Raw genomic sequence first — 19733 nt, 5'->3', positions numbered from 1 at the left:
TCAAATTACATTGAAGCAATAAAAATCACTTTTTTGCACATCATAAGCGGGGGATTATCGTCTGGATAAAGAACGTTGTAGAAAAGACTAAAAATGTCTCTTATGAAGGCTCTCAAATGCAAGAATTGTCGCAACTAGAGTCTGGAAAATAAAATGATGGTATCAGCTTTCTCCTTCCTAAGCATCAAGATAGTGGAGCACAATAGATTTTACGTTATACTATCCACATGAACGATGTTGCAAAATGAACTTGAGAAATATTTCTTGTTAGGAAACGCATGAAGTACTCTCTCGATGCTGTTGTCATATTGCTATTTCATGAGAATAACACCCCTCCTCCAACAGCATTATAACTGTGCATGAATGAGAGCTTAGTATCATAAGTAATTGGAAAAATACTTTACTTTAAATATTTTGTCTTTCCCTTATCGACCAATAGGTGCGGTTTTTGCCGGTTGGCGATAACTTAAAGGTGGTTCAGTGAGATAGCGACGGTATTTTGAACTTCCAACTTGTGCTCTCTGACGACGTAAATATTCCTGTCGTTGCTTCGCATTCAACTGTGAAGGGTTTTCTGAACCAGCGCCATTAACTGACGATCCTTTATGAGGAAAAGGAGTATTTCCTTGATTCTTCTTCGATGCTGCCATTTCATTGACAGATCTATCTTGTTGTGGTACCGGCAAAAATCTGCGTGAACTAGGGCTTGGTATTACAAGTTTTGGATGAGGTTTCATAACAATCTGGCTGCTATTATTTGTTGGTGTTAATGAAGTAATATTAGCAACATCTTCAAAAAACTGTATCGAAACCGGTTTATTGGTACCATAGGTAGGAGCGGATAAATTGCATCCCGTTAGAACAAAGCACATCCCTAAAATTCCTATTGGAAATATTTTTACTTCACGTTTTCTCACTGCCTATTCCATTTCCTAAGTATATGGCTGATTAATATTCCCGTTATTTATGAGAGAACGGTCCATACACAAATTTCCCCCCTGCAGAAAAAACAACGGAATTTACTTTGTACCACAAAAAACTATATTCATCAATATGAGAAATATACTTGTACTCCTTTCCCTTGATTTAAAATTTTAAATCTTACCAAGAATCTGTAGTTCCCGCAAAGCAGCTGCATCACGAGCAGATACATCCGGATAAGCTGGATCACTCCCAACATCTTGTGTATAACGCCATGATCGAGCACATTTTTTTCCTAATGCCTTCTCTGGATATACACCAACACCTTCAACATCATTCAAAGTAAAAGAATCGGAAGGTATCGTGTCCTGCCTAATTGTGAGTGCACTGGTAATACAGATCTCCGCCATATCCACATTTTCTAATGCCTCTCGTAAAACCAGATTGGAAATAAAAACAATAGGCGCAGCTTCCAAAGAGGATCCAATACGCTTATTAGCACGTTCAAGCTCTAAAGCACCTGTCACAACTTTACGGACCTGCCGAATTTTTTTCCAACGCTCAGCCAAAGATTGGTTTTGCCATTCTTCTGGTACAGAGCGAAATTGTTCCAAATGCACCGATTGGCTTTCTGGATAACGCTCTAACCAAGCTTCCTCCATAGTAAAAGGCAACATTGGAGAAGGCCATGTTACCATACGCTCAAAAATCTCACGGACAACCTGCAAGGAGGCCTTGCGTTTTTTTGATGAAGGCGCATCACAATAAAGAGAATCCTTGCGGATATCAAAATAAAATGCCGATAACTCAATGATTGAAAAATCCAATAATGCACGCATAATCTTTTTAAAATCAAATTCATCGTAAGCGCGATTAATCAACTGATCAAGTTCAAAAAGCCTATGCAATATAAATTTTTCAAGATCCGGCAGTGCACCATAAGATATTTCTTCCCCATCATCATGTGCTAGAGTTCCTAGCATCCAACGAATTGCATTGCGTAGTTTACGATATGAATCCACATTTGTTTGAAGAATTTTTTTGCCTAAACGCTGATCTTCCCAATAATCGGTTGTCATAACCCAGAGACGAAAAATATCAGCTCCAGATGTTTTAATGATCTCTTGCGGAACAACCGTATTGCCTAAAGATTTAGACATTTTCTTACCATTCTCATCCAAAGTAAAACCGTGTGTGATCACGGCTTTATAGGGAGAACAAGCACGCGTACCACAGCTTTCCAAAAGAGAAGATTGGAACCATCCGCGATGTTGATCTGAACCTTCAAAATAAACATCAGCAGGCCATTTCAAATCAGCCCGATCTTCTAACACAAAGCTATGGCTTGCTCCAGAATCAAACCAAACATCCAAAATATCATAAACCTGTACCCAAGGCTCATGTGCACGCTCACCTAAAAAACGTTCACGTGCTCCTTCAGCAAACCATGCATCTGCCCCTTCTGCTTCAAAAGCCCGTAAAATACGCTCGTTCACACCTTCATCTTTTAGAATAACACCATCCTCATTCGCAAAAATACAAATAGGAACCCCCCAAGAACGCTGACGAGAAAGAACCCAATCAGGACGATCCTCTATCATAGAAGCTAGGCGGTTTTGTCCAGAAGATGGCACAAAACGCGTTTTTGAAACAGCTTCCAAAGCCCGACTACGTAAAGTTGAACCATCCCCAAAATCTTTATCCATTGAAATAAACCATTGTGGTGTATTGCGAAAAATAACGGGTTTTTTTGAACGCCAACTATGGGGATAGGAATGCTTTAAACGCCCCCGTGCAAACAATCGATCTGCTTTAATTAAAGCGTTAATGACCTCTTTATTGGCGTCACCCATTTTTCCATTATCATCAATAACACGTGCAGGTCCTCCTTCACGATCTGGTCCTAAACCTGGAACATCTTTCGTATAGAACCCTGCATCATCAACAGGAAACGGTATAGATGAATCAATCCCCGCTTGCTCCAGTAAGGACTTATAATCATTCCAAATTTCAAAGTCCTCACGCCCATGGCTTGGTGCTGTATGGACAAAACCTGTACCAGCACTCTCTGTTACGTGCGAACCATCAAGCAATGGAATTTTATAATTATACCCTCCAGCTAAACCTTTGAGTGGATGAGAAAGAACAAGAGCTTTCAACTCTTCAGAAGAAATAACACGCAAACGCTTCAAAACAAGTTTGGCTTTTTCTCCACAACTCATCGCTAAAGCGTCTGCAAAAAGAAGCTTTTCTCCCACTTGAGGACCAAAATCATTTTCAGCACTTTCAACTTCGTAAATACTATAAGAAATTTGCGAAGAATAACTCACTGCACGATTGCTTGGAATTGTCCACGGTGTTGTTGTCCAAATGACGACATGAGCACCATATAAATCATCAGAATTTGCTTCAAAAACAGGAAACTTAACCCAAAGCACCTCTGATTCATGATCATGATATTCAATCTCAGCCTCTGCCAAGGCCGTACGCTCCACAACAGACCACATCACTGGCTTGGAACCACGATAAATCTGATCTGACATAGCAAATTTTATCAATTCACTGGCAATGCGTGCTTCTGCATGAAAAGCCATTGTAGTATAAGGCGTGTTAAAATCTCCCACAACACCAAGGCGTTTAAATTCTTCACTTTGAACGGTCACCCAATGCTGTGCAAATTCACGGCATTCTTGACGAAACTCGTTAAGAGGCACCTCATCCTTATTTTTTCCTTGTGCTCGATATTTTTCTTCAATTTTCCATTCAATTGGAAGCCCATGGCAATCCCAACCAGGAACATAATTTGCATTAAAACCGCGCATTTGGAATGACCGGACAACCACATCCTTTAGAACTTTGTTTAAAGCATGCCCGATATGAATATGACCATTTGCATAAGGTGGACCATCATGAAGAATATAAAATGGACGATCTTTTGCTTGTTGGCGCAATTGCGCATAAAGCCCCATATCTTCCCAACGCGCCATCAATTCAAGCTCTTTTTGCGGAAGCCCTGCACGCATAGGAAAATTTGTCTGTGGGAGATAAAGAGTTTTTGAATAATCTATTGTTTCATTTTTCACAGCCATTGTGAAATATCCCTGTCCACTTTTACGATTTCATTTTTGCATAACTTCCCTGAACCCTGCAACTCTGGTTTTTATCTATAGGGAAAGCCGAGCTTATCATTCGTATTAAGCAGCGATCAGGAAAATATATCATCACACTCTATGGGCTTTATCATGAAATTCACAAGAAAAGAAACCAAAAAGTGATCTTTTAAAAAATAAAGGCTCCACTGACAGTGGAGCCTCTTAGAAATTTACTCTTTAAAAAATTAGAATTTATAAGCTACACCAACACGGAAATCATTGGTTTTGTAGTTAACTTCAAGTTTTTCCTTTGCAAATTTCTTTTTACCAAAATCAGAGTAACGATATTCTGCACGTACAATCACATTATCCAGAAGCGAGAAATCAACGCCACCACCAAGTGTGTAACCAATCATGGTTTTTGTTTCATCAGCTAAGTTCTTAGAAGAAACGACTCTTCCATCCTCATCCTTAACGGATATTGATACAGTGTCTTGGAATTGCCCATAAGCAATACCACCAGCAAGATAAGGCATAAAGCGATCAGCAGCAAAACCAATACGTACCCGTGTAGCACCACCCCAATTTTGTTTGAAAGTATGACTTAACGTTTCAACTTCATACTCTTGATCAAGACCAAGTTCAGAAGCCATCTTTTTTATTTGTTCTATACCATATACACTGGAATCATTCTTATCCACCGCTTGTGTATTTTGTGCACCGTGTCCAGCCATATTCTGTCCACCATGAGAACTAGAAGCATGTGGATTAGAACCATGCGCATGAGCGCCAGAGCCATGCCCAGCTGCATGAGGTGCACCATGCGGATTAGCATTTCCGCTACCATGGGAAGAACTATGATAACCTCCCCGTTGGGCTCCGCTTGTTCCATTAGAAGCGTTTGTCTCTGAACCAGAGGATGATCTTGATCTCGCTAGTACAAGTGGTGCGCTCGATACTGTTCTTTCTACTGCTGATAGTTGCACCGATGTAGGTGTTTTTTCTGCTGGTTTACTCGATTCTGATCCTGTTGATGGGATAGATGGTATTTGTTTTGTTACAGCTGGTTGTACAGGCATTGATTGCACAGAAACGCTTGATCCACTTCTCCCTACTTTTGACGGTTGCTCTCCTGTAGCTGATTTTGCCAATACGAGCGACTTTGACTGCTCTGGTGCTCCTGCCTCTGGGTTGGAGGATGCTGGTTTCAGTGAAACTGGTTTTGATTCACTTACTCGGCTTACCAATGTCTCTCCTGTGTCTGATCTTGCTAATGAAGATGGTACTAATTGCACTTTTGCCTTTAATTCTGCTGTTGGAGTTGACCTTACTGATGACGCTCCTGATACTATTTTTGCTGATTCTGATCCCTGTGCTGACGTATCTATTGTTGAGTTTGGTAACGTTTGTGGTGTGGTGGATGATACGGTATTTTCTGTTGTTTTTGGATTAGCGTTAGTGCTCGCTTCCCCTTGCAACTTTTGTACCTTTCCTTCTGCTGGTTTTGGCGCAGCTGATTTTCCAGATACTTGCGATTGTGAACTTAGCGTTTGTGATACTGTTGACGCTGATGCTGGTGTTTCTGCAGATCTGCGGGATCTTACGACTGCATTTTCTACTGTAGTGTTATCAGCTGCACCTATAGTAATGGTCTTTGTGTGTTTTTTTCCAGATATCATTAAATCCGTATCGACGCCAAAAATAAAGTTGTCACCGAGATCAATATTAGAACCTGCATAAAAACCACCTGCAAAACCTGAAAGTTTAGGAGAGAACTCTTTATCCAGTGGTAAACTCTTTTCTTGACCAACAAGAGCCATATCAGCTTTGCTCGAAAAACCACCCGCTTGAACACCTAAATAAAGACCTGTCCATGAAAAAGTAGGCGCGATAATGGTAGAAGAAGTCGATGATGCTGGCTGATGAGGAATTATAACATCAGCAGCTAGTGCTGTAGACGCTGAAATTAAAGAAAAAATAGACGCTGTTATTAAACGTTTTGTATTCATAAAATCTCTCCAAATATCCAAAATGAAATGTATATAGAGCATCTTTTTTGAAAGATCTGTAGCAAAAATGACACACTCACAAAAAAATAAAGAATTTTTGAAAATAAGGCTTCTTAAACTTTTAATTTTGCATTCCATGAGAATTTGTAAAATAAATCACACTAAAATTATGTGTATTAAAGTTGGATTCATTTTCATTAAATTTTCGCATAACTGTTAATGATAATATTCTTTATAAATTTCTTTTTACCGAAATCTGAATAACAGTATTCTGCATACAATAAACTATTATCTGTTATTGCAAAATCAATGCCAGCGCAAACAGTGAAATCAAATATTGCCTTTTTTAAAACAAAGCGCCATCAAAGTTTCATCTATTTACCAGCATGATCTACTTTTAGTACTTTAGCAATAGTATTTTGTATCTAAAATTCAGAAAAACAAAGGACTTATTCAAACACTCGCAAAAAAACTTTTAGATTCTTTGCATAAACATCTTCATCCTGCTACATCACATTGATTTATAAGGATAACTTATTGTTTTCATATTGAATGAAAAAACTAATACTGTAGGATTCTCTCATTTTAAATCTGTTTATCTTGAATCAATCAAAACCGCTTGCTTGCACATCACAAGCGGGGCTGGCGTATGGGTAAAAACTATAGAAGAAAGGACTAAAAATGGCTCTTATGAACCGTCTTAATGCAAGGGCTGTCGCAACACCCACGAGCTGGTAAATATAATGATGGTGCCGGCTTGTTACTTCATAAGTGTAAAGATGGAGGTGCTCAATGGATTTACCGTTTTACCATTCATGGGCGGCGCCGTGAAATGGGCTTGGGAGCGTTGCAAGATGTTTTTTTAAAACAAGCTCGTGAATTGGCAACTGGGTGGCGTTCTGTTCTTCGTGAAGGTCGTGATCCTATTAAAGAACGTGAAAAACAAAAGCGTGAGGCAATAAGTAATCTCCATTATTTAAAAGATATCGCGTTGGATGCTTTTGAAAGTCGTAAAGCTAAATTAAAAAATGATGGTAAAGATGGGGATTGGTTTTTACCATTACGCCTTCATATTCTCCCTAAACTAGGCTGTCTTCCCGTTTCTGAGATTACTCAAACAGAGATACGCAATACACTTGCCCCTATTTGGCATTCAAAAGCTGGAACTGCTTATAGAGCTCTTATTCGTCTCAATCTTTGTCTCAAACATGCGGCTGCATTAGGATTGAATGTTGATTTACAAGCAACAGAAAAAGCACGCGCGCTCTTAGGTAAACAACGTCATAAAACGCAAAATTTACCAGCCATGGATTGGAAAGATGTGCCTACTTTTTATAAAACACTCTGTGAAGCATCAACCATAACACAACTGGCTTTGCGTTTGCTTATTCTTACAGGCGTTCGTACCAATCCTTTACGTCATATTCATAAAGATCAAGTTGAGGAGAATATATGGACCATTCCTGCTGAGAATATGAAAGGAAGGCGTGATGCTACAACAGAATTTCGCGTGCCTCTATCAACAGAAGCATTAGAAATTCTAAAACAAGCGCGCTTGCTCTCTCGTAATGATTTCTTTTTTTCTGCTAGAGTTCGTGGTCCCCTCGCTGAGAAATGTATGGCTACGTATATGAGAAAAAATAAAATTGAAGCCTGCCCCCATGGTTTTCGCTCTAGTTTACGCAATTGGCTCGCTGAAACAACCGATGCTCCCTATGAAGTCGCTGAAACTATTCTAAATCATACAGTAGGAGGACAAGTAGAGCGTGCCTATCGTCGGACTGATTATCTAGAACAGCGCCGCGTTTATATGGATAAATGGGCGGCTTATGTCACAGGTCAATCTTAAGATATGGGGTGAATAACCCCCTTATCTGTGGATAACTTTAGCTCTCTTTTCTCTCATTCTTTCTCAATAAGAGTCATAATTTATCACATCAGAAAAAATATGATAAAATATTGTTTTCTATAAATAAAATACCTTCAAAAATGAACAAAAATATGGTTAATAAATGCTTATGATTTGTTACCATTTTTTTATAGTGAAAGGAAATTATTATGACAGAAAATGATATTCTTTTAACAGACCGTGAAAGTGCAAAATTGCTTCATATGAGTGTTTCAACATTCCGCCGTCATGTAACCAATGGCTCTCTCCCAAAACCTTTAAAATTTGGTTTTTTATCGCGTTGGTTGCAATCAGATCTTATCAATGTCATCGAGCAAGCAAAGCAGCAACGTTATAACGACGCGGCATAAAAAAAACCTTGTCACGTAAGGACGGACAAGGCTTTCTCAAGCTCATCAACCTAGAGCTTTATTTGGTGTAAATTCAAGGCTTTCTCTGCTGAAGCAAGACCTAAGGTTTGCATTCAAGTTGTTCTGAATGCTTTTTACAATAAGGGCTATTTAAGCGCTTCTTGACACTTCGCTGTGGTATGACAGTGCCTGGACGACAAATGGGAAGGTTTTCGTCTCTAAAAGTATAACACCATCCTCCCTCATGTTCATTTTCATAATGGAAACTTGATTGAACCATACACGCATGAATTGTTGCCCATGCATTGTTACTTAGCTTTCTGCTTTCTGGATCGGTATAATAAGGTGTTGGCATTCCACATTCTAACAAGGCTTTTCCTACCTCTGTAAAATCTGCTCCTAGTTTCTTCCACGCTGTCACCTCTCCTAGAGGAGGTTTGTTAAATTGACATCCGGCTATACTGAACAAAGTTACAGCGCTTAATAATTTTAGAGTTTGTTTCATTTGTTCCTCCTTAAAAGGACTTGTACTCGATTGGATGAGCCGTAAATATACCGACATGCTTGGCCCGCATCTCCAAGACAGGTATGGGAACTTATGGGATTTGTAGCCACTCTCAATCATTCTTTCCAAACGTTACTACCAGCAGGTATTGTCTCGTAGGTATACACCAATAATTCTGCTTACAAAGTCATATCTATTCCCATCAAAGCCAATAGTAGTTTGTTTGCCATCACTCACATAACCTAACAGACCAGATGCAACTAAAACATTAAAGGCTGGTCTATAGAAATTGATATTCGTGTTGTCGGCTATCCCGTGCATACCTTCTTGTTTGAAAGAATTCAGCATATTAAAGCCTGTCAAACTGCCACAACTATGGGCATCAATATGCAATCCTGTATTGCCATAAAGATACATTGTATCCTGAAATTTCTTGGTTGAATTGGTCAATCAAAAAAAGTTTACTTTCCAGAAGCTTCTGAAAAATCGCTATCCCTATTTCCACTTCCCAGTCTTTAGCTTGTGGGAAGTATGTAAAATAAAGGGGACCATGATCATTGTCAGCAAATTGGACAGCATAACACGCAGCATCATCGGATGTGTTAAAAATGCCATTTTAGAACATACGCCTGTTGCCATCAGAACCAACTTGTAAATGCTGGCTGCTCATCTTCAGCTTTTAAAAAGTGATACAGAGTAATATATTCTCCATCACTGTCTTTATATAGGTTCTCCATTTTCATCAGTTAAATAGAGGACATTGCCATTTTCATCATGCTCAACCTCACCTACTGGATGCTCTTTGACATTTGTCATTTCGCGCACTTTGTCCCAGTATCCAAGACCTTCATCCGATAAATCATTGATCATGTCTAAGCGATTATGAACGATGCCCTCAAGCAATATGGCATCTATCGGTGCGACAGCCCTAGTGGACTGCTGCGGTGTTGTGGTTGAGAGAGAGAGCCAATGATTTGTCCAGCATCTTGCCCCATCGCCCTCTGTCCAGTTGTATCAGTGAGGATGATGGTGCACCGCTGATAGCGGATTTGTATATCCTTCCGCTCCATTATGGGCTTTGCCGTGACTTAAAGCATTTTTGGCAATGTTTTTTATCGTGTCATTCCCAGAAATGCTAAACCCTTGGCTGCTAGCTTGAGCATGCGCACTGTTGCTGATATCACTAGTACTAATGCTTCCTGTGGTCAGGCTGTTTTTATCTGCCGGCGCGGTGCTGGCAATGATGCCTCCGGTCAGCGTTGTTTTATCTTTAACGTTGATCTTAAAGCCGCCATCACCCGCTTTGATGCCTGATTGTTCCACAACACTATGATAATCACTAGAGGATTTATCCTTTTGGAAAGAGGCGCTCATAGAGCCCCCACCCATTTACTAAGGAAATTAAATGTGTGTAACATCAAAAATATCATCATACAGCCTGCTAAAGATGAGAGCTTTATTTTTTTACCATTGGCTATGAAAGAAAATCCTCTGAGGACTATCTCAATCAACTGATCAAAAATAATATTAAACTTTTGTGTGATGTTCGTAAAAATTCAATAAGTAGAAACCTCGGATTTTCGAAAAGACAATTAGAGAAAGCTGTAAGCAACATTGATATTGAATATATGCATATGCCTGAACTTGGAATTGCTTCTGAAAAACGAAGAAATTTGAAAACACAAAAAGATTATGACCGCCTTTTTGAAGATTATCAAAATACAACTCTCAAGAATAATTCTTGTGCAATAAACAAATTATATCAAATTTTTTTAAAAAAGCGCGTTGCAATCACCTGTTTTGAAGCCAATGTATACATGTGTCATAGAGGACAACTCGCATTAGCTCTCACTCAATTGTCTGATTGGAAATATGAAATTAAGCACATTTTAAAAAATAAACTTACAAACTTTTTACATATGGGGGGCATTTACAACCTCTAGCCCTCTCCCCATTCCTAACAACTTTTAAATAATGCATGATTCACGCTACGGGTGGATTGTACGCAAATCAAGGAAATAAACCATGGAAAATAAATATGAACTGACTGATGAAATAACTGAGGTTGATGGAAAAACTCTTCACCGAATTCGTGCTTTAAGGGATTTTGATGCTGTTAAAGCAGGTGATCTTGGCGGGCTTTATACAAAAAAAGACAACCTAAGTCATGATGGTAATTGCTGGGTAGGTGATGATGCAAAAGTCTATGGTTATGCCAAGGTTTTTGGTGATGCTTATATTGATAACATTTCTGATATTTATGAAAACGCATGTGTTTTTGCCAATGCACAAGTTTCCGGTGCTACATTTATTAGTGGAAAAGCTAAAATTTATAGAAATGCTAAAATTTATGACAGTCCTTTGATTTCCATCAGAGCAAATATACACTGGCTATTAAATAAGTGCAAAATGGCATCTCCAAGAAAATAACCAGACTTACAAAAGGCTCTTTCAATTGGTTATTGCATCAGTATTTACAAAGCATGCAATGGCATAATCAATCAGAATCTACTAAAAAAGTTAAATATCGAATTCTGAATAATGTTTCTAAACATATTGCTGATCGTGCATATAAAAGTATAGAAAGACACCATATCCTTGACGCCGTAGACAGAAGGCGACATACTCTCGCAGCAGCAAAACATTTTTTGACCTCTTTAAACGGTCTCTTTAATTAGGCGGTTGATAATGCCCTTTTAAATAAAAATCCTGCCTTTAATATAAAAGCACCAAAATCTCTTAACAACGAGGGATTACTGCCTTGGCTAGAATAGGACATAGACAAATATTATCACCGTTGGTCACATGGTACACATGAACGCATCTGGATTAACCTTCTTCTTTATACGGGCTTGTTTTACCAGAACTAGAGGCAACCCTTAAAATTGGTCCCATAGGTGATGAAACATTCATTTGTGGTAAAGATGGAAATAAGCTTATCAAAGAAAGTTTTGGCAACCTCTTTCGTGAAGCATGTAATGCGGCGGGTATTAAAAAATCAGCGCACGGATTGCAAAAATTAGCAGCAAAACATACTGCCAATGCTGGTGCTACGGTTTCACAAATGAAAGCGCTTTTTGGTTGAACCGAAGATAAAATGGCATCCCTTGATATAAAGAGTGCAGACCGTAAAAACTTTCCCTTGAAGCAATCAAAAAGCTCCAAAAAAGTTAGCCTCACAAAGCACCGCTTAACAAACTAAATTGCTATCAAAATTATTAACGAAATCAAAGCGGCGTTTGAGATGTATCAGAAACCAGAGGAGAAATAGGTGGTTGTGCCTGTTGCATTGTTTGCCATAAATTATAGTTTGTTTGCATATCCAACCAAAATTTTGCTTTACTAAAACCAGCTAATTCTAATTTAACAGCAAGCTCGGTACTTATAGAAGCATGTCCGTTAATCACTCTTGATAAAGAAGCTCTTGTCATATGGACATGATCAGCTAATTTTTGTATTGTTATCCCCATTTCTTCTAAGAAAGCTACTTTCAGAACTTTACCCGGATGTGCGGGGTTGTGCATCATTTTTTTTCATTCCTTTCTTCAATGGTAATCTTGATAATCAACAAGCTCCACATCTGTTCCTATAAAGCGAAAAGTAGCACGCCAATTTCCATTCACCCATATAGAACAGTACTCTATAAGTTCACCTTTAAGATGGTGCATTTTAAAGGCAGGCTCTCTCAATATTTCAAGCGTAGTAGCACTTGTTAAAACCGTTAAGATAACGCGAATTTTTTTACATGATCTGGTCAAATAGCTTTTGTGGAACCTGTTGTACAAAATAATTTTAAGCCCTTATGTTTAAAACTCACAATTGCCATTACCACCCCTTGTCGTATATCATCGCTATACGGTTAATAACAAATAAGAGTTAAGCCCATGTTAGAAATATCTGATTCTATATCTGGAAAAAATAGATAGGAATAAGTGATAAAAAAGCTTCAAAAAGGTTAGGGATAGACACTCAAAAAACATAATAGAATCAATGATTATAAAACCCCTTACTCTTGTAATAAGTAACTGATTTTAATTACCTTTTTTACACTCTTTTAGTGGTGCAAAACTATAACGATGTAACCCTATAACTGGTCCATATTTATCAAGAGCTGTACGATGCGCTAGCGTTGCATAACCTACATGCTTCTCTAAACCATACCCTTTATAAACTTGTCCTGCACATTCCATCATCCGATCACGCGTTACTTTCGCAATAATAGATGCGGCTGCAATTGAAACTGAACGCTGATCGCCCTTAATCAACGCCATTGCAGAACAGGACAACTCAGAAGGAATATCACGCCCATCAACAAGGACATAGTGGGCTGGAATGGCTAATCCTATAATACAGCGACGCATTGCTTCTAAAGTTGCTTTTCTAATATTAGATTGATCAATTGTACGAGCACAAAGACTGGCGACTGAAACCGCTAATGCACTTTGCAAAATTTCATGATAAAGTCTATTTCGTTGGAAAAAAGAAAGTTTTTTTGAATCATTTAACCCATTAGGAATACGATCTCTATCCAAGATAACGGCTGCTGTTACCACAGGTCCCGCGAGAGGCCCCCGTCCTACTTCATCAACACCTGCTATATGAAAAAAACCCTGTTTTTGCAAATCCAATTCGCACGAAAAATTTGGTTGAAGCGGCAAATTAAACATCTTTGATAAATCACACATACAACAAACATACATCTATTTCTGTAGCCTGATCATTTTTTGCAAGCATTACAGTTTTAAATGGCTCTTCAAATATTCTGCGAACTCTTACACAAAAGATAAAAAGCACATTTCTTTGGTTCCCCTCTTTCATTATGTATAATAAAATCATGATGAAATAAAAGCTTTTATATTTATTTATCAAATATTTCCTAAAGTCATGATAGGTTTTACAAACCAATTTGGGTGCATTGATTTGATAAAAAGAGCTGCTTGTTGCGCCGTTTGTTTATTTTTAAAAATGCCAAAGCAAGTTGCTCCCGTTCCAGACATACGGGAAAAAAGAGCTCCACATTCATCTAATATAGATAACACTTCAGCTAACTGAGGTGCTATTTTTAATGCAGGAGAAAAAAGATCATTACGCGTTTCTTGTAAAGCTTTAACCAATGAATCAACACTTTTTAAAGCGTCTGTATTAATTTTTAAAGAAGGATTATGACGCTTCTCTAACGCTTTAAAAACAGTTGGTGTTGAAATCTCTTGTCCATGATTAACCAATACTATTGCAAGAGAACAGGCTCCTTTTATTTGTATCATCTCTTGACCAATTCCTTTGACCAAAAGCGGCTGCTGATATTCTAATGCACAAAGGCACATGGGAACATCAGCACCAAGAACTAAGCTCTTTTTTGCTAATTCTTCGTAAGGGCAATCAAGATTCCACTGTTGACGCAACATGCTGATAACCCCAGCTGCATCACCTGAGCCGCCACCAATGCCTGAAGCAACAGGTAATGTTTTTACAAGCCGAAAAAAAGCAGGTTGAGCACATTCCGGAAAAGTCTTATGCATAAAGTCCCGTGCGCGAATAACCAAATTGTCTAAATGAGAAACAAGTCCTTTTGCAAACGGCCCCGTCAAAACAAACTGATTATTTTCACAAGGTGCATAGTGTAGACAATCACCGCTAAGACTAAAATAAACCAAACTTTCTATTAAATGATACCCATCAGCACGTTGCCCCACAACATGTAGAGCTAAATTCAATTTAATAGGTGTAAATAAATAGGAATGTCTTTGGAACGAAGCTTGTACATTTGGCATCATATGACGTAATATTAACCTGTATAGGGTTCTTTTACAAATTCCCCCCTTTTATCCACACTTTTAGCACTAGCACTATAAACAGCTTGGAATATTCTTAATCGTTTTCTAAAAAACAATAAATATAAAGAGTTCTCATACAAAACAAACGACATGTTCTCATTCGTATCATTTCAAGCCTTTTTTCTTCTAGCATCTGTTTTTAGATAAAAATCTCTCTGGCTTGAATGATCCTTTCCATCACAAACCATAACGCTGCCAAAGTGCTCGCTCTTCTGCTGCCATCAATGCACTATCAATGACTGTATAAACCGTATGTGCCGTCACTCCTGAAGGCGTTTTAGGTCCTAAAAAACTTTTTGGAGGCGTAATAAGTCGAAGTTTTGCATCATTACCAAAGCGCTCTTTAATAACAGAACGTACATCATTCAATCCATCAACAAGACCAAGCTCAACGCTTTGTTTTCCACTCCAAAACATTCCTGTAAAGAGATTCGAATCATCTGATAATTTTTCAGCACGCCGTTCTTTAACCAAATCGATAAAAGTTTGATGCACTTCAAGTTGGAGAGATTTCAAATGCTCAATATCCGCCTTTTTTTCTGGCTGAAATGGATCTAATGTAACTTTGTTCTTTCCTGCTGTGTAGACACGCCGTTCGATACCAATTTTTTTCAAAAGTTCCGGAAAACCAAAGGAAGCTGAAACCACTCCAATGGAACCAACAATTGAAGAAGGATCTGCAAAAATTTCATCCCCCGCACAAGCAATCATATAACCACCGGATGCTGCAATATCTTCAATAAACACAAGAACCTTTTTATTTTTTTCTTCTGCCAAATCACGAATACGCTTGAAGATAAAACGCGACTGTACAGGTGAACCACCAGGAGAATTAATAATAAGTGCAACAGCCGGTGACTTTTTGTGTCCGAAAGCCTTCTCTAAAAGATTTGCACACCTACTGAGGGAAAGAGTACGAGATATAGACGCTGATGAATCCATAATTGCTCCTTGAAGGCGCACCACAGGAATTTCAAGTTTATCGGAAGAAAAACGGCGTGGAATAAAACTTTTAATAAAATCCATCAAAACAAAATCTCCTTATAAATTAAGAACAATTAAATAGGAAAGGACAACAAAAAGGAAGAACGCGATAATATCCAAAAGCGCCAATCAATCCCCACATTACAAGCAGAAATATAACTTCACCCAAAGTCAAACCTCCCTAATAACAAAGTTTGGACTCTAAATAATAAACTAAAAAACACAAGATACTATTAGAAAAGTTCCCACAAGCTTATATATCCATTATTAATTGCATCAACCCGTGGTGAAAAAGTATGGTCATTACCTTCATGTATAACCAATGCCGGCAAAACAGATAAAGCTGCTCTGCTTCCTCGTTTTGCGTAAAATAAAAGACGAATTGCTGCTGTTTTCGCACGTGCATGCACAGGAATTATACAAATACCACCAAAACGCCCTTCTAAAGCACGCAAGATATCTGTCAGCGATTGTGGACGCGCAATGAGCCCTAAGTATCCACCTGGCTTAACAATGGCTGCTGCACTCCGCAACCAGTTATCAAACATCGCTTCAGACATAACATGTGCTTCAGATTTTTGTTTATCAGGTGTCTTACGATCGGTGGGATTATTAAAAGGTGGATTCATAATCGCAAAATCAAAGCTATTATCTATCAAACCTGCTCTTATACGGGCATTCCCTTTGAAGGTAACATCTGCTTCTAGCAAACAAATTCGGCTAGCAAATTGTTTATTTTGTTTTAGCATAAGCGTTTTTTGAGCGTAAGATACCATAAAAGCTGAACGTTCAACTAAGGTAACATGAACTTTCAGACAACGCGAAGCAACAGCCAACCCTGCAGCTCCAGCACCTGCCCCTAAATCAACAACCTTGCCCTTTAAATCACTTGGAACCAAACTAGCTAATAACATCGCATCCATTCCAGAACGATGACCATATTTATGGGGTTGAACCAAATAAAATTTTCCGCGGTGAAAACTGTCAATTGTTTCACCAATTTGATTCGCTGCTTTATTCATTTAAAAGCCTAATGTTCATCTTTATAAACTGCATTTTTGCCATTCAGCTGCTATTTTAAATTTTTTATTATTTCATAACAATAAGATTACACTCGCTAAAGAACATTTCTTGCCAATAACATTCCAAGCTAACACTTTTAAACGACATCAAAAGCTTGAGTCAAAACCAAACCCCCTTTATGCTAATGAATAAAGTAATTTTTATATATGTCCATTGCAATACTCTAGGAGTAAACACATTGAGTGCAGCTATCAAACTAAAACAAATAAGAAATAATCAAATTTCTCTTCAATCTCTTGTCAATCTTACTCAAAAAGATATGGATTGCGTAAATCAATTTATTCTCTCTATGGCAAAATCAGAGGTTGAGATGATCCCTGAAATTTCTAACCATCTTATTTCATCAGGTGGAAAGCGATTACGCCCAATGATTACGCTCGCTTCTGCTCATATGTTCGGTTATCAAAGTGACGGGCATATAAAACTCGCAACAGCTGTTGAATTTATGCATACAGCAACATTACTACACGATGATGTGATTGACGAAAGTAATTTACGACGTGGAAAATCTACAGCACGGATGATTTGGGGGAATCAAGCAAGTGTACTTGTTGGTGATTTCCTATTGGGCCAGGCCTTTAAAATGATGGTCGATGTCGGTTCCATAGAAGCGCTCTCTGTCCTAGCCAACGCTGCTGCAATTATTGCTGAAGGAGAAGTTATGCAACTTTCTGCCGCAAAAAATATAAAAACCAGCCCTTCAGAATATCTCAAAATCATCAATGCAAAAACAGCAGCACTTTTTTCAGCAGCCGCTGAAGTAGGACCCATTATTGCTGGCTATGGAAATAAAGAGCGTTCTTCATTACGTGAATATGGAACATCCTTAGGTTTAGCTTTCCAATTAATTGATGATGCACTTGACTATAGCGGTAGTGCTCAAAACTTAGGAAAAAATATAGGGGATGATTTTAGAGAAGGAAAAATCACAATGCCTGTTATTCTCGCATATGAGCGTGGGAATATGGTAGAAAAAGATTTCTGGAAAAAAGCGCTTGAAGATGGCAATAATAATGATGAATCCTTTGCACACGCGCAACACTTAATGGAAAAGTATGATAGTATCACAGATACAATAGAACAAGCACGCATCTATGGAAAATATGCAATTGATGCTCTTGTTCCCATGAATGAAAATCTTGCTTACAATGCTCTCGTTGAGACTGTTGAATTTTGTATTTCACGCGTAAACTGAATTCTTTGCAAGAATCGCAGTATTTCTCAACAAAGTAATGAGATATGATCTATAAACAACACCATCAATTGATTATCTTGAAAAGGATTAGCTCCATGTGCTCTGCAACGGTATCTCGACTTTTTGCCCTTTTTATCGTGGGTATCATGCTGATGCCATCCCCCACCTACAGTAAAATAAGTGCAGCAACTCATACAAGCTCATTTACAGGTGCTTATTTAGCTGGAAGGGTTGCAAATCATGAAAATAAAACAGAACTTGCTATCAATTATTTTAAACAAGCACTGGTTTATCAACCTGATAACATTGAAACACAAAAAGAGCTCCTTGAAGCTATGCTCTCGGTCGGAAACTTTAAAGAAGCTGTCCAACAAGCCCAAAAACTCAAAGAGAACGATGTTATAACTCCCTTTGTTTCCTTAACTTTGTCAGTAGAAAGTCTCATCAAAAAAGACTATAAGAATGCCAAGACTCTTCTCCAATTAAAAGAACTTCCTACGTCCAATAATCCAATACCTGAACTCATCGGCGCTTGGATTACATTTGGATCTGGACAAAAATCTCAAGCAATCGCTGATCTTAAGAAACTCAAAGGTCCTGTCTGGTATGACCTTTTTATATCTTATCATCTAGCACTTATGAGCGACCTTGCAGAACGGCCAAAGGATGCAAAAAAATATTTCATTAAAGCACTGAGTAACAAACAGGGAACTCTTATCGCTCCTAATACTTATGAGCGTATTATCATAGCCTATGCCTCATTCCAATTGCGCCATAGTATGCGCAACCAAGCTCTTCAAACAATCCAGCATGGCGAACAAATGTTGTCAGGTCGCGAAGTCCTTAAAAACTTTCGAGAAAAAATTGAAAAAAATGCTTTCTTAGAGAGAGTTATTAAAACACCTCAACAAGGAGCAGCCGAGGTATTATATAATTTTGGAACAGCCCTCAACTACAAAAACTCAGGGCGAATTGCACGTATTTTTAAGCAATTATCTTTCGCATTATACCCTCAAAATGACGCAACACTGTTTCAGCTCGCACACATTTCTGCTAAATTGAACGATCCACATCAAGCAATTAAACTTTATCGCGCTTTATCCCCTAAATCTCCTTATTATAAAGATGGACAACTTCATCTTGCATTCCTTCTTGCCAATAACAACAATTACAAAGAAGCAATAAAATTACTCACATTGTTAAATAAAAAATTTCCCAATGATCGTAATATTTTGATAACACTCGTTGCTTTTTATATGCAGGACAATAAATTTCTTGAGGCCATTAAAACTCTAGACTACGCTATTACAAAGATAAAAAACTTTCAGCAGGACGATTGGAAACTCTTTTATCAACGTGGTATTGCTTTTGAACGTTTAAAGCAATGGCCAAAAGCAGAAATTGACTTGCGAAAATCACTTGAATTTTTCCCAAACCAACCGCAAGTTCTTAATTATTTAGCCTATTCCCTTGTGGAACGTGGTGAGAAGCTTGAAGAATCGCTCCGTATGCTGCAAAAAGCTTCTGCTTTGCAAGCTCACAACAGTCATATTCTCGATTCTTTAGGATGGGCTTATTATAAACTAAAAGAATATAATAAAGCAGTGCAAATATTAGAAAATGCTGTCAGATTACAACCTGAGGACCCAACACTGAATGATCATTTAGGGGATGCCTATTGGAAAGTTGGACGTAAACGTGAAGCAATCTTTCAATGGAACCACGCAATTGACGGAAAACCAGAAAATTCTGAACAAATTCAAGAAAAGTTGAAATTTGGTTTGCAATAAATGATGCTTAACCATAAACCACATGAAATAATAAATAGAGAAACTAAAATTACTTTGGTTT

At 38.2% G+C, this 19733-nt stretch carries 17 protein-coding genes and 3 pseudogenes; 7 read left to right on the top strand and 13 right to left on the bottom strand.

The window, feature by feature from the left end; translation table 11 throughout:
- Window positions 1-425: 425 nt before the first annotated feature.
- The 3 genes from ACFIJZ_RS03215 to ACFIJZ_RS03205 form a co-directional block, all read right to left on the bottom strand.
- A complete protein-coding gene (locus ACFIJZ_RS03215; protein WP_375631029.1) occupies window positions 426-917 on the bottom strand; it encodes a hypothetical protein in 492 nt (163 codons plus the stop codon).
- 177 nt (window positions 918-1094) lie between these two features.
- Window positions 1095-4010: an isoleucine--tRNA ligase gene (gene ileS / locus ACFIJZ_RS03210; RefSeq protein ID WP_375631028.1), complete on the bottom strand. Its 2916-nt coding sequence runs from the start codon at window positions 4008-4010 to the stop codon at window positions 1095-1097.
- Between the two features lie 248 nt (window positions 4011-4258).
- The gene (locus tag ACFIJZ_RS03205; protein ID WP_375631027.1) at window positions 4259-6022 is read right to left on the bottom strand and encodes an outer membrane beta-barrel protein; all 1764 of its coding nucleotides are present in this window, start codon (window positions 6020-6022) and stop codon (window positions 4259-4261) included.
- Window positions 6023-6703: 681 nt separating this feature from the next.
- On the opposite strand from ACFIJZ_RS03205, the pseudogene ACFIJZ_RS03200 reads away from it, so the two are divergent.
- Both ACFIJZ_RS03200 and ACFIJZ_RS03195 read left to right on the top strand, forming a co-directional pair.
- Window positions 6704-7871, top strand: a pseudogene (locus ACFIJZ_RS03200) (tyrosine-type recombinase/integrase).
- 209 nt (window positions 7872-8080) lie between these two features.
- Entirely contained in the window at window positions 8081-8281 is a 201-nt protein-coding gene (locus ACFIJZ_RS03195) for an AlpA family transcriptional regulator (protein WP_004860538.1), read from the top strand.
- 100 nt (window positions 8282-8381) lie between these two features.
- On the opposite strand, the gene ACFIJZ_RS03190 is transcribed toward ACFIJZ_RS03195, so the two are convergent.
- From ACFIJZ_RS03190 to ACFIJZ_RS03175, 4 genes are all read right to left on the bottom strand, one after another.
- Window positions 8382-8786 carry a hypothetical protein gene (locus tag ACFIJZ_RS03190; RefSeq protein ID WP_375631026.1) on the bottom strand — a complete coding sequence of 135 codons (405 nt, stop codon included), beginning with the start codon at window positions 8784-8786 and terminating at the stop codon, window positions 8382-8384.
- A gap of 135 nt (window positions 8787-8921) precedes the next feature.
- Window positions 8922-9236 (bottom strand): hypothetical protein, encoded by a 315-nt coding sequence (locus tag ACFIJZ_RS03185; RefSeq protein WP_375631025.1) that lies wholly within the window; start codon window positions 9234-9236, stop codon window positions 8922-8924.
- Window positions 9237-9506: 270 nt separating this feature from the next.
- Complete coding sequence (locus tag ACFIJZ_RS03180; RefSeq protein WP_273790410.1) at window positions 9507-9689, bottom strand: hypothetical protein; 183 nt, start codon at window positions 9687-9689, stop codon at window positions 9507-9509.
- 111 nt (window positions 9690-9800) lie between these two features.
- Entirely contained in the window at window positions 9801-10160 is a 360-nt protein-coding gene (locus ACFIJZ_RS03175) for a hypothetical protein (RefSeq protein ID WP_375631024.1), read from the bottom strand.
- A gap of 161 nt (window positions 10161-10321) precedes the next feature.
- On the opposite strand from ACFIJZ_RS03175, the gene ACFIJZ_RS03170 reads away from it, so the two are divergent.
- The 3 genes and pseudogenes from ACFIJZ_RS03170 to ACFIJZ_RS03160 form a co-directional block, all read left to right on the top strand.
- The gene (locus ACFIJZ_RS03170) at window positions 10322-10729 is read left to right on the top strand and encodes a DUF488 family protein (RefSeq protein ID WP_375631023.1); all 408 of its coding nucleotides are present in this window, start codon (window positions 10322-10324) and stop codon (window positions 10727-10729) included.
- Between the two features lie 82 nt (window positions 10730-10811).
- Window positions 10812-11216 carry a hypothetical protein gene (locus ACFIJZ_RS03165; RefSeq protein WP_375631051.1) on the top strand — a complete coding sequence of 135 codons (405 nt, stop codon included), beginning with the start codon at window positions 10812-10814 and terminating at the stop codon, window positions 11214-11216.
- Window positions 11168-11960, top strand: a pseudogene (locus ACFIJZ_RS03160) (integrase); the annotation flags it as partial. The gene ACFIJZ_RS03165 and the pseudogene ACFIJZ_RS03160, both read left to right, overlap by 49 nt.
- A gap of 53 nt (window positions 11961-12013) precedes the next feature.
- Here ACFIJZ_RS03160 and ACFIJZ_RS03155 read toward each other — a convergent pair.
- From ACFIJZ_RS03155 to ACFIJZ_RS03130, 6 genes and pseudogenes are all read right to left on the bottom strand, one after another.
- A complete protein-coding gene (locus ACFIJZ_RS03155) occupies window positions 12014-12313 on the bottom strand; it encodes a HigA family addiction module antitoxin (RefSeq protein ID WP_273790446.1) in 300 nt (99 codons plus the stop codon).
- A gap of 18 nt (window positions 12314-12331) precedes the next feature.
- A pseudogene (locus tag ACFIJZ_RS03150) lies at window positions 12332-12612 on the bottom strand (type II toxin-antitoxin system RelE/ParE family toxin).
- 205 nt (window positions 12613-12817) lie between these two features.
- On the bottom strand, window positions 12818-13486 hold the full coding sequence (locus ACFIJZ_RS03145) for a ribonuclease HII (protein WP_375631022.1): 669 nt from the start codon (window positions 13484-13486) through the stop codon (window positions 12818-12820).
- Window positions 13487-13651: 165 nt separating this feature from the next.
- Entirely contained in the window at window positions 13652-14560 is a 909-nt protein-coding gene (locus tag ACFIJZ_RS03140) for a 4-(cytidine 5'-diphospho)-2-C-methyl-D-erythritol kinase (RefSeq protein WP_273790406.1), read from the bottom strand.
- 237 nt (window positions 14561-14797) lie between these two features.
- Window positions 14798-15646 (bottom strand): S49 family peptidase, encoded by an 849-nt coding sequence (locus ACFIJZ_RS03135; protein WP_273790405.1) that lies wholly within the window; start codon window positions 15644-15646, stop codon window positions 14798-14800.
- A 191-nt stretch (window positions 15647-15837) separates the two neighbouring features.
- A complete protein-coding gene (locus ACFIJZ_RS03130; RefSeq protein ID WP_375631021.1) occupies window positions 15838-16626 on the bottom strand; it encodes a tRNA1(Val) (adenine(37)-N6)-methyltransferase in 789 nt (262 codons plus the stop codon).
- Between the two features lie 179 nt (window positions 16627-16805).
- Here ACFIJZ_RS03130 and ACFIJZ_RS03125 point away from each other — a divergent pair, with 179 nt between their 5' ends.
- Both ACFIJZ_RS03125 and ACFIJZ_RS03120 read left to right on the top strand, forming a co-directional pair.
- On the top strand, window positions 16806-17882 hold the full coding sequence (locus tag ACFIJZ_RS03125; RefSeq protein ID WP_375631020.1) for a polyprenyl synthetase family protein: 1077 nt from the start codon (window positions 16806-16808) through the stop codon (window positions 17880-17882).
- Window positions 17883-17977: 95 nt separating this feature from the next.
- On the top strand, window positions 17978-19672 hold the full coding sequence (locus ACFIJZ_RS03120) for a tetratricopeptide repeat protein (protein WP_273790402.1): 1695 nt from the start codon (window positions 17978-17980) through the stop codon (window positions 19670-19672).
- Window positions 19673-19733: the final 61 nt, after the last annotated feature.

This window comes from Bartonella sp. CL70QHWL, from assembly GCF_042194855.1.
Taxonomy (GTDB): domain Bacteria; phylum Pseudomonadota; class Alphaproteobacteria; order Rhizobiales; family Rhizobiaceae; genus Bartonella.
This window is presented reverse-complemented; position numbering and strand designations above follow the sequence as displayed.

Excerpts from the sequence above, each read along its gene's own strand:
- ileS (WP_375631028.1), bottom strand. The coding sequence starts at position 4,010 with ATGGCTGTGAAAAATGAAACAATAGATTATTCAAAAACTCTTTATCTC.
- ACFIJZ_RS03205 (WP_375631027.1), bottom strand. The coding sequence starts at position 6,022 with ATGAATACAAAACGTTTAATAACAGCGTCTATTTTTTCTTTAATTTCA.
- ACFIJZ_RS03195 (WP_004860538.1), top strand. The coding sequence starts at position 8,081 with ATGACAGAAAATGATATTCTTTTAACAGACCGTGAAAGTGCAAAATTG.
- ACFIJZ_RS03190 (WP_375631026.1), bottom strand. The coding sequence starts at position 8,786 with ATGAAACAAACTCTAAAATTATTAAGCGCTGTAACTTTGTTCAGTATA.
- ACFIJZ_RS03175 (WP_375631024.1), bottom strand. The coding sequence starts at position 10,160 with ATGAGCGCCTCTTTCCAAAAGGATAAATCCTCTAGTGATTATCATAGT.
- ACFIJZ_RS03165 (WP_375631051.1), top strand. The coding sequence starts at position 10,812 with ATGGAAAATAAATATGAACTGACTGATGAAATAACTGAGGTTGATGGA.
- ACFIJZ_RS03155 (WP_273790446.1), bottom strand. The coding sequence starts at position 12,313 with ATGATGCACAACCCCGCACATCCGGGTAAAGTTCTGAAAGTAGCTTTC.
- ACFIJZ_RS03145 (WP_375631022.1), bottom strand. The coding sequence starts at position 13,486 with ATGTATGTTTGTTGTATGTGTGATTTATCAAAGATGTTTAATTTGCCG.
- ACFIJZ_RS03140 (WP_273790406.1), bottom strand. The coding sequence starts at position 14,560 with ATGATGCCAAATGTACAAGCTTCGTTCCAAAGACATTCCTATTTATTT.
- ACFIJZ_RS03135 (WP_273790405.1), bottom strand. The coding sequence starts at position 15,646 with ATGGATTTTATTAAAAGTTTTATTCCACGCCGTTTTTCTTCCGATAAA.
- ACFIJZ_RS03130 (WP_375631021.1), bottom strand. The coding sequence starts at position 16,626 with ATGAATAAAGCAGCGAATCAAATTGGTGAAACAATTGACAGTTTTCAC.
- ACFIJZ_RS03125 (WP_375631020.1), top strand. The coding sequence starts at position 16,806 with ATGCTAATGAATAAAGTAATTTTTATATATGTCCATTGCAATACTCTA.
- ACFIJZ_RS03120 (WP_273790402.1), top strand. The coding sequence starts at position 17,978 with ATGTGCTCTGCAACGGTATCTCGACTTTTTGCCCTTTTTATCGTGGGT.